The following is a 12267-nucleotide window of genomic DNA, read 5'->3' as shown; positions in this document are numbered from 1 at the left end:
CCCGACCGGCGCGGTCGCGCGTGATGCGCGGCCTGTTCCGTGTCAGGATGTCGGCATTGCGCGCCGCGAACGGCCGCCATGGACGCCAGCCCTGGGAGGAAGGCATGAGTGTCGGGCTGATCGCCCTGCTGGATGACGTCGCCGCGCTTGCCAAGGCCGCGGCCGCCTCGCTTGACGATGTCGCCGCCCAGGCGGTGCAGGCAGGCGGCAAGGCGGCCGGCGTGGTGATCGACGACGCCGCCGTGACACCGCGCTACGTGACCGGGTTCGCCGCCGCGCGCGAGGTGCCCACCATCGCCCGGATCGCGCTCGGCTCGCTGCGCAACAAGATCCTGATCCTGCTGCCGGCGGCGCTGCTGTTGAGCGCGCTGCTTCCGGCGGCGGTGACCCCGCTGCTGATGGCCGGAGGGGTCTACCTCGCCTATGAGGGGGCGGAGAAGATCTTCGGTCTCATCGCCCCCCACGCCGCCGAGGCGCATGAAGCGGAGATCGACCCCATCGATCCCCGCGCGCGCAGCTTCGAGGACGCCAAGGTCGCATCCGCCATCCGGACCGATTTCATCCTCTCCGCCGAGATCATGGCGATCACCCTCGCCTCGGTCGAGGGAAGGCCCCTGGCCATGCAGGCCGCGGTGCTCGCCGCCGTCGGCATCGGCATCACCGCCGCGGTCTATGGCGCGGTGGCGCTGATCGTGAAGGCGGATGATTTCGGCCTCTGGCTGGCGCGGCTGCGCGCCGGAGCGCCGTTCGGCCCGCCGCTGCGGGCACTCGGCCGGACGCTTGTCGTCGGCATGCCGCCCTTTCTCGCGCTGCTCGGATTCGTCGGCACGGCGGCAATGATCTGGGTCGGCGGCGGCATCGTCGTCCATGGGCTCGAACAGTTCGGCCTCGCCGCGCCGGCGCATCTGCTGCACGCGCTCGGCGGGATCGCCGCCGATGCCCTGCCCTTCGCGGCCGGGTTCGCGCGCTGGTTCGGCGAGGCGCTCGGTGCCGGGCTATGCGGCCTCGCGCTCGGCTTCCTGACGATCCCGCTGACAAGCCATGCCGTCGCTCCGCTCTGGCGGCGGCTGCGCGCCCGTTTCGCCTGAAGCGGGACGCCGCGTTCAGGCGCCGGGCACCGGCGGCGTGCCGTGGGTGTGGAAGCTCTCGATGGTCTTGAGCCCCCAGGCCTGGCCCTTCTTCCGCTCGGCCTCGGTCCAGACCACGGGCTGCCAATCCGGGTCGAGGATCAGCCGCGCGCCGGGATTGGCGACCTCGACGCGGTTGCCGGCCGGCTCGTAGACATAGAGGAAGAAGGTCTGCTGGATCGCGTGCTTGTGCGGCCCGGTCTCGATCGCCACCCCGTTTTCGAGGAAGACATCCGCCGCCTGGAGCACCTGCTCGCGCTGGTCGACGGCATAGGTGACATGGTGGAAGCGTCCGCGCGCGCTGGTATGGTCGCGGGTATAGGCGATATCATAGGTCTTGTTGTTGACCGTGAACCAGCACCCTCCGAGCCCACCATTGTCGAGCCGGATCATCTCTGTGACGCGGCTGCCGAGCGCGCGCGGCAGGAAATCGTGGATCGCGCCGACATCCTGCGCGAGCAGGTTGAGATGGTCGAGCCGACGCACGGCGCAGCCCCGTCCGTGGTTGCGCTGCGCCTGGTTCTTCAACGCCGGGCGTTCCTCCGGCGGGGCGACGTATTTCTCGGTCTCGAAATAGATCTCGAACACATGGTCATCGGGGTCGCGGAAGCGATAGGCGCGGCCATGGCCGCGATCGCCCTCGCTCCAGCCGATGCCGCAGCCCATCGCCTCGATCACCCGGACGCGGCGCATCAGGGCGGCCTCGCTGGCGGCGCGGTAGCCGATATGCGCGACGCCGGCCGTCTTCGCGGCGGTGAGCTTCAGCGTGTGGAACTCGTAATCGTCGAAAGCCCGGAGATAGACCGAATCCCCCTCGCGACCGCTCTCGGTGAGGCCGAGGATGCGGACGAAGAAATCGAGACTCGCCTCCGGCCTGTCGGTCAGGAGTTCGACATGGCCGAGATGGGCGATATCATGGCAGGGTTCCTCGGTCATGGTCACCTCCTCGTTGGGCTGTCGCCGGGCCCCGCGCGCCGTCAGCCCCAGACCTCCCGGGCGACCTCGACGATGCGCGCGAGCTTCGCCCATTGCTCGTCCTCCGCCAGCACATTGCCTTCCTCGGTCGAGGCGAAGCCACATTGCGGCGAGAGGCAGAGCTGGTCGAGCGGGGCGAATTTGGCGGCCTCCTCGATGCGGCGCTTGAGGTTGTCCTTGCTCTCGACCGAGCCGAATTTCGACGTGACGAGCCCCAGAACCACCTGCTTGCCCTTGGGCAGGAAGCGCAGCGGCTCGAACCCGCCGGAGCGGTCGTCGTCCCATTCCATGAAATAGCCGTCGACATTGATCTGGTTGAACACCAGATCCGCCACGGGCTCGTAGCCGCCGCTGGCGATGAAGGTCGATTTGAAATTGCCGCGGCAGGTATGGGTGGTGATCACCATGTCCGCCGGCTTGGCGGCGGTGGCGGCGTTGATGATGTCACGATAGATGAAGATCAGCTTCTCGGGGTCGTCACCGCGCTCGGCCAGCATCTTGCGCTGCTCGGGATCGCAGAAATACGACAGCGAGGTATCGTCGAGCTGGAGATAGCGGCAGCCGGCATCGTAGAAGGCCCGAACAGCCTTGGCATAGGCCTGACCGAGATCGGCGTAGTAATCCTCCATATGGAGATAGGCCGAGGGGTCGACCGCCTTCCGCCCGCCGCGGTAATGCAGCATCGACGGCGAGGGGATCGTCATCTTCGCGACCTTGGAGGTCACCGATTTCAGGTATTTGAAATGCGCGAGATGCGGGTGGTCGGCGGGGAAGTCGATCTTGCCCGTCACCCGCACGCCGTGTCCCTTGGTGACGACGCCCTTGAAGGCGATGCCCTCGGCCTCGTAGCCCTGCACGCCGGCGAGGTTTTCGAGGAAGTCGAAATGCCAGAAGGCGCGGCGGTATTCGCCGTCGGTCACCGCCTGGAGCCCGACCTCCTCCTGCTTCCGCACCAGGGCGGCGATCTCGCGGTCCTCGATCGCGGCGAGTTCGGCGGCGCCGATCGTCCCGGCGGCGTGTTTCTCGCGCGCTTCCTTCACGGCGGCCGAGCGCAGCAGGCTGCCGACCTGATCGGCACGGAAAGGCGGAATGGCTCTGGCTGTCATGGTCTTCTCCTCAAATCCTCTCAGGCGGCGGCGTTGAGCCCCAGATAACGTTCGAGCTGCGCGGGCTCGGCGAGCAGGCGCGCGCTCGGCGCGGCATGGACGATCCGGCCGCGTTCGAGGATCACCGCCTCGTCGGTCAGGTCGAGAATCTTGCGCGCATGCTGCTCGATCACGATGGCCGAAAGCCCCTCCTCGCGGAAGAGCCGTTTCAGCGCCGCGAGCAATTCCTCGACGATGATCGGCGCGAGCCCCTCGGTCGGCTCGTCGAGGAGCAGGAGCTTCGGATTGAGCACCAGCGCCCGGCCGATCGCCAGCATCTGCTGCTCGCCGCCCGAGAGCTGGTTGCCGAGATTGTTCCGCCTTTCGCGCAGCCGCGGGAACAGCGCGAAGACGCGCTCCGGATCCCAGCGCCCCGGCCGCGCGACGGCGGTGAGGTTCTCGGTCACGCTCAGCGAGCGGAAGATGTTGCGCTCCTGCGGGACCCAGCCGATGCCGAGATGCGCCCGCCGCTCCGGCGGCAGGGTCGAGATATCCTCCCCCGCGAGCACGACGCGCCCCTCGTGGCGGCGGGTGACGCCGATGATCGTGTTGATCAGCGTCGTCTTGCCGACGCCGTTGCGGCCGAGCAGCGCCAGCGATTGCCCGGCCGCGAGCGCGAACCCGATGCCGGAGACGACGACGGCCTGCCCGTAGCCGGCGCTCAGCGCCTCGATCCGCAGCAATTCAGCCATGCGCGGCCTCCCCGAGATAGGCTTCCCGGACACGGGAATCGGCGGCGATCGCCGGCGGATCGCCCTCGGCGAGCACCCGGCCGTTGACGAGCACCGTGATCCGCGTCGCGAAGCGGAAGACGATGTCCATGTCGTGCTCGATCAGCAGCACCGAGACATCGGCCGGCAGCGCGGCGATGCTGTCGAGCAATTCCCGCCGCTCCGCCTCCGGCACACCGGCGGCAGGCTCGTCGAGCAGCAGCACTTCGGGCCGCGTCGCGAACGCGGCCGCGATCTCGATCTGGCGGCGCTTGCCATAGGCCAGCCGGTCGATCCGCTCGTCGAGGATATCGACCAGGCGGAACTGCGTCACGATTTCCGCCACGCCCTCGATGAGGCGCGAATCGGAATCGAGCGCGCGCAGCGCATCGGCGCCGCGCCCCAGCCGCTCGGCGATCACCATCGCGATCATTTCGAGCACCGTCATCGAGGCGCAGAGCTGGCTGATCTGGAAGGTGCGCGTCAGCCCCCGCCGCACGCGCGCCGCGCGCGGCAGCCGCGTGATGTCCTCGCCCTTGAGCATCACCGCGCCCGAGGTCGGTGCCAGCACGCCGGTCAGCAGGTTGACGAGCGTCGTCTTGCCGGCGCCGTTGGGGCCGATCAGCGCATGCCGCGCCCCGCGCTGGAGCATGAAGCTCACGTCATCGGTGGCGGTGATGCCGCCGAACCGTTTGACAAGCCCGCGCGTTTCGAGAACCGCATTCATGGCGCCTTCCTCCGCCGGGAGAACAGGGCAGCGCCGCGCCGCACCAGCGCCATCACCCCGCCATGCAGGATCTCGCGCCCGCCGAGCACGAACAGCACCAGCAGGAGCCCGATCCAGAACTGCCAGTATTGCGGCGTGACGGTCGCGATCGCATCCTGAAGGATCTTGAAGGCCAGCGCGCCGATGATCCCGCCATAGAGATAGCCCGCCCCGCCGATGATCAGCACCAGCATCAAATCCGCCGAGCGGTGGAAGGCGAGCACGTCGAGCGAGACGAACTGCGTCGTCTGGGCGAGCAGCGCGCCGGCCGCGCCGGCATAGGCGGCCGCAAGCGTGTAGACGGCCGTCAGCCGCCGCGTCGCCGGCACGCCGGCCGCCGCCGCACGCAGCGGATTGTCGCGGATCGCGCGCAGCGAGAGCCCGAAGGGCGAATGGACGATCCGCCGCGCGAGCAGGAACAGCAGGAACAGCACGGCGAGCGAATAGAGATAGGCGGTCCGCCCCATCAGGTCGAATTCGAACAGGCCGAGCAGCGGCGCCATGGTGATGCCCTGGAGCCCGTCCGCGCCGCCGGTGATGGAGCCGAAGGAATTGGCGAGTTCGAGCAGCAGCATCGAGATTCCGAGCGTCACCATCAGCCGCGTGAGATCGTTGCCCTTGAGGACGAGCGGGCAGGTGACGAGCCCCGCCAGCGCCGCGGCCAGCGTGCCGAAGGCGAGTCCGGCGAGCGGATCCGCCGTGACATGGATCGCGAGCAGCCCCGCCGCATAGGCGCCAACCCCGAGAAAGGCGGCATGGCCGAGCGAGACCAGCCCGGCATAGCCGAGGATCAGGTCGAGCGAGATCGCGAACAGCGCGAGGATCGCGATCTCGTTGAGGATGAGGAGCTGGCGCGGCAACAGGAACACCGCCGCCAGCGCCAGCCCCCAGAGCACGAATTCGGCCGGGTGCCAGCGCCGGCTCGCGGCGAGCCGCGCGCGGATACGGTCGTTGAGCATCGGCCCCCTCATGTCCGCTGCCGCGCGAAGAGCCCGTCCGGCCGGAGGAGCAGCAGGACGACCATCAGCGCATAGATGATGAAGGCGCCGACCTGCGGGATGAAATACTTGCCCGCGACATCGGCAATGCCGAGCAGCATCGCCGCCAGGAAGGGACCGGTGATGGTCGATGTCCCGCCCACCGTGACCACGACCAGGAAATAGATCATGAATTTCAGCGGGAAGGATGGATCGAGACCGAGCAGTTCCACCCCCAGCACGCCGCCGAGCCCGGCGAGGCCCGAGCCGAGCGCGAAGGTGAAGGCGAAGAGCGCATGGACCGGGATGCCGAGCCCGCGCGCGACCCGCGCATCATCCACCGCCGCGCGCAGCCGGCTGCCGAACCGCGTCCGCGTGAAGCCCCATTGCAGGCCGAATGCAAGCAGGCCGCACAGCACGATGACGAACAGCCGATAGCGCCCCACCGCGACCCCGGCGATGTCGAACCGGCCCTGGAGCCAGCCGGGGAGCTGGATGAATTGCTGCGTCGAGCCCATCAGGTAATCGATCCCCGCCACGGCCATGAAGACGAGGCCGATCGAGAACATCACCTGATCGAGATGGCTCTTCGCATAGATCGGCCGATAGAGCAGCCGCTCCAGCACCGCCCCGGCGAGCGCGGTGAGGACGAAGGCAGCCGGCAGCGTCCAGATGAAGGGAAGCCCGGCCTTCTGCATCAGAACCACGGCGGCATAGCCGCCCGCCATCGCGAAGGCCCCGTGCGCGAGGTTGATGACATTCATCAGCCCCAGCGTCACGGAAAGCCCGCTCGCGAGGACGAACAGCACCATGCCGTAGGCAATGCCGTCGACAAGAAGGGTCAGCAGTTTCATCGGCCTCGTCCGGGCGGCGCTTACTTGCCGCGCGCCGGGTTCTTGACGTTGGGGATCGTCGCGAACTCGACATTGTAGAGTTCGCCGCCGACGCGCTCGACCTTGCGGATATAGACGTTCTGGACGATGTCGCGCGTCTCCGGATCGATCGAGATCGGCCCGCGCGGGCTCGTCCAGCTCAGCCCCTTCATCGCGTTGACGAGCGCCTCGCCGCCCTGGCCGTTGGTCTTCTTCAGGCCCTCGACCAGCGCGTGCATGCCGTCATAGCCGCTCACGGCCATGAAATTGGGACGCAGACCATTATTGGCCTTCCTGAACGCGGCGACGAACGCCTTGTTCTCCGGGCTGTCATGCGCGGCGGAATAATGATGCGCAGTCACGACGCCGAGCGCGACATCGCCCATGCCGTTGAGGATGTCGTCATCGGTGAGATCGCCGGTTGCGATCAGCCGGATGCCGCTCTTGTCGAGCCCGCGCTCGACGAACTGCTTCATGAACTGGGCGCCGACGCCGGACGGCACGAACACGAGCAGCGCCTCGGGCTTCGCATCCGCCACCCGCTGGAGGAAGGGCGAGAAATCCGGGTTCTGGAGCGGCACGCGCATGTTCTCGGCCTTGCCGCCGGCCGCGAAGAACGCTTCCGAGAAGAATTTCTCGACATCGATGCCCGGTCCGTAATTCGAAACCAGCGTCATCACGTTCTTGATGTTGTTCTTCGCCGCCCATTCCGCGAAAGGCACCACGATCTGCGCCACGACCTGGCTCGTGCGCACGATATAGGGCGAGGTATCGGGGATGATGCCTGTCGCGGCCGACATCACGACCATCGGCGTCTTGCCCTGCGTCGCGAGCGGCGCGGTGGCGAGCGCGAGCGGCGTGAGTCCGAAGCCGGCGATGGCGGTCACCTTGTCGTTGACGATCAGCTCCTGCGCGAGGCGCTTGGTGACATCCGCAACGCCGGTATCGTCCTTGAGGATGACCTCGATCTTCCGGCCTGCAACCGTGGCACCCTTCTCCTGGAGATAGAGATTGACCGCCGCCGAGATCTGCTTGCCGGTGGAGGCGAAGGGCCCCGTCATCGGCAGGATCAGGCCGATCTTGATGGCATCCTGCGCCTGCGCGCCGCCGATCGCGAGCATCGCGGCCAGTGCCGCGCCGCCCAGGCCGAGAAAAGTCCGCTTCTTCATGCTAGCCTCCCTGAATGTTTTTTCTCGCCGGTTCGTTGTTTGCCCGCGCCGGTGATTCGCGTTCCTTGATGTCGGGTCGGATTACCCTTCCCGTTCGAGATCCGCGAGAGTGTCGAGATAGACGAGACCCGCTTTCGCCAATCCCTCGCGCATGGAATACATATCGAGCCCCAGTTCGCCGCTGGCAAGCCGGCGGCGCTTCTCCGCCTCGCCCGCTTCGCGCGCCGCGCCCTTCGCGGCGATCGCCGCGGCCTGGCGGCAGGGCACCACCGCCACGCCATCGTCATCCGCCACGATCACATCGCCCGGATTCACCAGCGCCCCCGCGCAGACGACCGGAACATTGACCGAGCCGAGCGTCGCCTTCACCGTGCCCTTGGCCGAGATCGCGCGCGACCAGACCGGAAACGCCATCTCGGTCAGCACCCGCACATCGCGCACGCCGGCATCGATGACGAGCCCGCGCCCGCCCCGCGCCTGGAGCGAGGTCGCGAGCAGATCGCCGAACATCCCGTCGGTATTGTCGGCGGTGCAGGCGACGACCAGCACGTCGCCGGGGCGGATCTGCTCGATCGCGACATGGATCATCCAGTTGTCGCCGGGCTGAGCGAGCACCGTCACCGCGCTGCCGGCAATCGCCGCGCCGGGATAGATCGGCCGCAGATAGGGTTTCATCAGCCCGGTCCGACCCATCGCCTCATGGCTGGTCGAGACGCCGAGCCGCGCCAGCACATCGATGTCGCCGGGCGCGGCGCGCGGGATCTCGCGAATGACGACCGGCTTCATGCGAGCCTCTCCAGCGCCTCGGGGAAGAGGCGCTGATACGCCTCGCCATAGGTCATGCCCTTGCCGGAATTGCGGCCGCCCTGCACGCCGCGGTTGAGCGCCACCCGCGTGTAATATTCCCATAGATGCTTCTGCGCGGCGAGCACCTCGAAGGCGCGGCGCTTCTTCTCCCAGACCGGATCGATGTTCAGGATGACATCGGGCTTGAAATTGCACTGCTCGGGCTGGTGCGGCTCGAACAGGAAGACCGGCGGCGCGGCATAGGCGCGGTTCGGGTCCGGCTTGTGGCCGGCGGCCTGGGCGATGATCCGCGCCGCGTGCGCGAAGCGCGTCGCTTCCGGGTGATCGAGATTGTAGGGATCCTCAAGGCTGTGCGTCAGCACGAAGGCCGGGTTCAGCTCGTGAAAGATGTCCACCGCGCGTTCGAGCATCGGTTCGGTGGTGCGCAGCGGATAATCGCCCGCATCCATAAACTCGATCTCCGCGCCGAGGATCGCCGCCGCCGCCTCCGCCTCGGCGCGGCGCTGGGCCTTGACCTCCTCAATGCGCGTGCCGGCCTGCTTCCAGGCGAACTGGCTCTCGCCGCGCTCGCCGAAGGAGAGGCACAGGATCTTCACCCGCATGCCGGCCGCGGCATGGAGCGCGATCGCCCCGCCCGCGCGCCAGACGAAATCGCCCGGATGCGCCGTGATCACCAGACCCGTCTTTGCGTTCATTGCCATCGTCTTCTTCCGTCACTCCGCCGCCATCAGGCGACTCTCCGGGGCATAGGCGATGCCGTCGAACAGAACCCGCGCCGTGCGCAGCAGCCCCGCCCGCTCGACGACCGGCCGGGACACATCGCCGCCGATTGTCAGGTCGACCGTGAATTCCCCGGTCGGATGCTCGACGCTGACGCGCCGCGCCCGGCCCCCGGGCATCGCCGCCACGCCATGGGCGGGCGAGCCCGGCAACGCGGCGGCCGTCGCCACCGAAACGGCCGCGAACACGCCGATCGAGGCATGGCATTCATGCGGAATGAAGCTCCGCGTCGCCAGCGTCCCGCCGGCGCGCGGCGGCGCGACGAGCGCGATCTTCGGCACGACCTTGCCGGAAACGTCGCCGAGATTCATGCGCGGCCCGGCCGCGCGCCGGATGGCTTCGATCCGCGCCTTGAGATCGGCATCCGCATCGAGCTGCTCGCGCGATTCATAGCCGGTGCGGCCGAGATCGGCGGCCCGCATCACGATCACCGGCATGCCGTTGTCGATCAGCGTGCATGCGATCCCCTCGATCTGATCGACTGTATTGCCTGTCGGCAGCAAGGCCCCGCAGACCGACCCCTCGGTGTCGAGGAAGGTCACGGTGATCGGCGCCGCCGTGCCGGGCGCGCCGTCGATCCGCGCCGTGCCCTCGTAGTTCACCGCCCCGTCGGGCGTCTCGACGCGCAGATCGGCGATGGTGCCGGTATTGAGCGTGCGCACACGGACATTGGTCGTCGCCCCGGCCACCGCCACCAGCCCGCGCTCGATCGCGAAGGGGGCGACTCCGGCAAGGATATTGCCGCAATTCGGCGTCGTATCGACCAGCGGTTTGTCGATTCCCACCTGTGCGAACAGGAAATCGACATCGCATCCGGGCGCCGTCGAGCGCGAGACGATCGCGACCTTGCTCGTCAGCGGATGCGCGCCGCCGAGCCCATCGACCTGGCGCGGATCGGGCGAGCCCATCAGCGCAAGCAGCAGCGCATCGCGCGCGACGGGATCGCGCGGCAGATCCTCGGCGAGGAAATAGGCCCCCTTCGAGGTTCCGCCGCGGATCAGCATGCAGCGCAGGCCCCGCTGGCGCATCTCAGGCTCCCGCCTTGATGCCGGCGCGGCGGATCACCTCGCGCCAGACCCCGATCTCGGCGCGGATATGGGCGCCGAACGCCTCCGGCGTCGTCTTCACCGCGAGCGCGCCGTCGTTCTGGAGGTTGCGCGTCACCTCCGGCGAATCCATCAATGCGTTGATCTCGGCATTCATGCGGGCGACGACCGCCGCCGGAACCTTCGCCGGCGCGACGAGCCCATACCATTGCACGGCCTCGAAATTCGCGATCCCGCTTTCCGCCACGGTCGGCAGGTACGGCGCGAAGGGCACCCGCGCCCGGCTGGACACCGCGAGCGTGCGCAATTGCCCGCTCGCCGCGAGCGGCAGCACGGCCGGCCCGCCGGTCAGCGTGAACTGGATCACCCCGGCAACGAGATCGTTCACCATCGGCCCGGTGCCGCGATAGGGCAGATGCACCGCATCATAACCGGCGGCGAAGCCGAGATAGGCGCCGGCGACATGCGCCGCGCTGCCGACTCCGCCCGAGCCGTAATTGAGCTTGCCGGGATTGGCCTTCGCATGCGCGACGAATTCCGCGAAGCTCCGCACCGGCAGCGCCGGATGCACCGCGAGGATGTTCGGCACCGTGGCGACCAGCGCGACCGGCGCGAAATCCGCGACCGGATCATAGGGCAGGTTCGGGTAGAGCGAGGGGTTGAAGGCCAGGGTGCCGATATGTCCCATCATGAAGGTATGCCCGTCGGGCTCGGCCCGCGCCACCGCCGTCGCGGCCACGGATCCGCCGGCACCCGGCCGGTTCTCGACGATGATCGATTGCCGGAGCACGGGTTCGAGCTTCTGCGCCAGCACGCGCGCAAGGATATCCGTGCTGCCGCCGGGCGTGAACGGCACGACGAACTTGATGACCTGCGCGGGCCAGCCCGCCTGCGCACCCGCCCGATGCACGAAGGGTGCGGCCATGAGCCCGGCGAGAACCGCGCGGCGGCTGACGGCGCGGCCGGCGGCGGAGATCATGTCGGCTCTGCTCATGCGGCATCCTCCTGCCTGGGGCGGGCGCCCCGCGCCTGCGCCTCCGCCACGGCGAGAACCAGGGCGGGGTTCATGCCGAGCGCGGCCAGCATCTCGCCGGCCTCGCGCATCTCGGCAGCGCGGCGAACGCCATGCGTCGCGACGCGCTCGCGCATGTTTTCGGCCAGCGCCGGCCAGTCGATCGCGGGGAAAGTCTCGGCGAGGCTCGCAAAGACCGGCTCCGTCACATCCCAGCCCTCGCAGGCGGCGGCGCAATCGACCATCAGCGCCTCGATCCCCTTGATCATGATCGAGCGGCAGAGCTTCATCGCCGAGGCGCGGCCATGCTCGGTGGCAACGGGGGTGAGGTTCATCCCCAGCGCGTTGAGCCGCGCGGCGGTCTCGGCCGCCCGCGGCCCGCCGGCCAGGATCGGCACCGCGAGGCCGGGCTTGAGCACCGGTGCCATCACCGCGCCCTCGACATAATCCGCGCCGGCCGCCTCGACCTGCCGTGCCGCGCGCCGCTTGGTCGAAGGCGCGGCGGAATTGACATCGAGAAAGACCTGGCCGGGGCGGAGATAATGTCCCGCCGCGCCAGCCACCGCCTCGGCCTCGGAAGCCGTCACCGCCGAAATCACGAAAGCCGCCCCCTCGGCCGCGCCCGCCGCCGTTTCGGCAAGCGTCACGCCGAGATCGGCGGCCCGCGCCCGGAGCCGCGCCCCGGCCGACCCCCCGCCCAGGATGTCGAAGGCCGTGACGCGAACCCCCTCCCGGCAAAGCAACCCGGCCGCAAAGGTCTGCCCGACCTCGCCGAAGCCGATGAAGGCGATGTGCTCCGTGTTCAAGCCGGCCATGCCCGGACATATCCCCCGACATTGTCTGGAGGGAGTTTCCGCCATGCATGGTCTCGTATCAAATGA

Annotated in this window: 13 protein-coding genes; 1 reads left to right on the top strand and 12 read right to left on the bottom strand. The window is 68.5% G+C overall.

Annotation, left to right across the window (positions count from 1 at the left end; translation table 11 throughout):
• Window positions 1–104 precede the first annotated feature (104 nt).
• Window positions 105–1088, top strand: coding sequence for a DUF808 domain-containing protein (locus FWJ24_RS04585; protein ID WP_150286563.1), 984 nt, complete (start codon window positions 105–107; stop codon window positions 1086–1088).
• Window positions 1089–1103: 15 nt separating this feature from the next.
• On the opposite strand, the gene FWJ24_RS04580 is transcribed toward FWJ24_RS04585, so the two are convergent.
• The 12 genes from FWJ24_RS04580 to FWJ24_RS04525 form a co-directional block, all read right to left on the bottom strand.
• Window positions 1104–2063: a catechol 2,3-dioxygenase gene (locus FWJ24_RS04580; protein WP_150286562.1), complete on the bottom strand. Its 960-nt coding sequence runs from the start codon at window positions 2061–2063 to the stop codon at window positions 1104–1106.
• Window positions 2064–2104: 41 nt separating this feature from the next.
• A complete protein-coding gene (locus tag FWJ24_RS04575; protein ID WP_150286561.1) occupies window positions 2105–3208 on the bottom strand; it encodes a 5-methyltetrahydropteroyltriglutamate--homocysteine S-methyltransferase in 1104 nt (367 codons plus the stop codon).
• A gap of 20 nt (window positions 3209–3228) precedes the next feature.
• Entirely contained in the window at window positions 3229–3939 is a 711-nt protein-coding gene (locus FWJ24_RS04570; RefSeq protein WP_150286560.1) for an ABC transporter ATP-binding protein, read from the bottom strand.
• Complete coding sequence (locus FWJ24_RS04565; protein WP_150286559.1) at window positions 3932–4684, bottom strand: ABC transporter ATP-binding protein; 753 nt, start codon at window positions 4682–4684, stop codon at window positions 3932–3934. The genes FWJ24_RS04570 and FWJ24_RS04565 overlap by 8 nt, the downstream gene beginning before the upstream one ends.
• Complete coding sequence (locus FWJ24_RS04560) at window positions 4681–5694, bottom strand: branched-chain amino acid ABC transporter permease (protein WP_150286558.1); 1014 nt, start codon at window positions 5692–5694, stop codon at window positions 4681–4683. The genes FWJ24_RS04565 and FWJ24_RS04560 overlap by 4 nt, the downstream gene beginning before the upstream one ends.
• Window positions 5691–6554, bottom strand: coding sequence for a branched-chain amino acid ABC transporter permease (locus tag FWJ24_RS04555; protein WP_206110781.1), 864 nt, complete (start codon window positions 6552–6554; stop codon window positions 5691–5693). The genes FWJ24_RS04560 and FWJ24_RS04555 overlap by 4 nt, the downstream gene beginning before the upstream one ends.
• 20 nt (window positions 6555–6574) lie before the next feature.
• The gene (locus FWJ24_RS04550; protein ID WP_150286556.1) at window positions 6575–7741 is read right to left on the bottom strand and encodes an ABC transporter substrate-binding protein; all 1167 of its coding nucleotides are present in this window, start codon (window positions 7739–7741) and stop codon (window positions 6575–6577) included.
• A gap of 81 nt (window positions 7742–7822) precedes the next feature.
• Window positions 7823–8527 (bottom strand): 4-carboxy-4-hydroxy-2-oxoadipate aldolase/oxaloacetate decarboxylase, encoded by a 705-nt coding sequence (locus FWJ24_RS04545; RefSeq protein ID WP_150286555.1) that lies wholly within the window; start codon window positions 8525–8527, stop codon window positions 7823–7825.
• Window positions 8524–9243: a PIG-L deacetylase family protein gene (locus FWJ24_RS04540; protein WP_206110797.1), complete on the bottom strand. Its 720-nt coding sequence runs from the start codon at window positions 9241–9243 to the stop codon at window positions 8524–8526. Before FWJ24_RS04540 ends, FWJ24_RS04545 begins: the two co-directional genes overlap by 4 nt.
• 18 nt (window positions 9244–9261) lie before the next feature.
• A complete protein-coding gene (locus FWJ24_RS04535; RefSeq protein WP_150286553.1) occupies window positions 9262–10356 on the bottom strand; it encodes a 4-oxalomesaconate tautomerase in 1095 nt (364 codons plus the stop codon).
• 1 nt (window position 10357) lies between these two features.
• Window positions 10358–11368 (bottom strand): Bug family tripartite tricarboxylate transporter substrate binding protein, encoded by a 1011-nt coding sequence (locus FWJ24_RS04530; protein ID WP_150286552.1) that lies wholly within the window; start codon window positions 11366–11368, stop codon window positions 10358–10360.
• A complete protein-coding gene (locus tag FWJ24_RS04525) occupies window positions 11365–12201 on the bottom strand; it encodes a DUF1932 domain-containing protein (RefSeq protein ID WP_166443587.1) in 837 nt (278 codons plus the stop codon). The genes FWJ24_RS04530 and FWJ24_RS04525 overlap by 4 nt, the downstream gene beginning before the upstream one ends.
• Window positions 12202–12267 lie beyond the last annotated feature (66 nt).

Origin of the sequence: Rhabdaerophilum calidifontis (assembly GCF_008641065.1) — a bacterium.
In the GTDB taxonomy this organism is placed as follows: Bacteria; Pseudomonadota; Alphaproteobacteria; order Rhizobiales; family Beijerinckiaceae; genus Rhabdaerophilum; species Rhabdaerophilum calidifontis.
This window is presented reverse-complemented; position numbering and strand designations above follow the sequence as displayed.

What these genes read in the sequence shown, in the direction of transcription:
- FWJ24_RS04585 (WP_150286563.1), top strand. Translation starts at nt 105, where the DNA reads ATGAGTGTCGGGCTGATCGCCCTGCTGGATGACGTCGCCGCGCTTGCC.
- FWJ24_RS04580 (WP_150286562.1), bottom strand. Translation starts at nt 2,063, where the DNA reads ATGACCGAGGAACCCTGCCATGATATCGCCCATCTCGGCCATGTCGAA.
- FWJ24_RS04575 (WP_150286561.1), bottom strand. Translation starts at nt 3,208, where the DNA reads ATGACAGCCAGAGCCATTCCGCCTTTCCGTGCCGATCAGGTCGGCAGC.
- FWJ24_RS04570 (WP_150286560.1), bottom strand. Translation starts at nt 3,939, where the DNA reads ATGGCTGAATTGCTGCGGATCGAGGCGCTGAGCGCCGGCTACGGGCAG.
- FWJ24_RS04565 (WP_150286559.1), bottom strand. Translation starts at nt 4,684, where the DNA reads ATGAATGCGGTTCTCGAAACGCGCGGGCTTGTCAAACGGTTCGGCGGC.
- FWJ24_RS04560 (WP_150286558.1), bottom strand. Translation starts at nt 5,694, where the DNA reads ATGAGGGGGCCGATGCTCAACGACCGTATCCGCGCGCGGCTCGCCGCG.
- FWJ24_RS04555 (WP_206110781.1), bottom strand. Translation starts at nt 6,554, where the DNA reads ATGAAACTGCTGACCCTTCTTGTCGACGGCATTGCCTACGGCATGGTG.
- FWJ24_RS04550 (WP_150286556.1), bottom strand. Translation starts at nt 7,741, where the DNA reads ATGAAGAAGCGGACTTTTCTCGGCCTGGGCGGCGCGGCACTGGCCGCG.
- FWJ24_RS04545 (WP_150286555.1), bottom strand. Translation starts at nt 8,527, where the DNA reads ATGAAGCCGGTCGTCATTCGCGAGATCCCGCGCGCCGCGCCCGGCGAC.
- FWJ24_RS04540 (WP_206110797.1), bottom strand. Translation starts at nt 9,243, where the DNA reads ATGAACGCAAAGACGGGTCTGGTGATCACGGCGCATCCGGGCGATTTC.
- FWJ24_RS04535 (WP_150286553.1), bottom strand. Translation starts at nt 10,356, where the DNA reads ATGCGCCAGCGGGGCCTGCGCTGCATGCTGATCCGCGGCGGAACCTCG.
- FWJ24_RS04530 (WP_150286552.1), bottom strand. Translation starts at nt 11,368, where the DNA reads ATGAGCAGAGCCGACATGATCTCCGCCGCCGGCCGCGCCGTCAGCCGC.
- FWJ24_RS04525 (WP_166443587.1), bottom strand. Translation starts at nt 12,201, where the DNA reads ATGGCCGGCTTGAACACGGAGCACATCGCCTTCATCGGCTTCGGCGAG.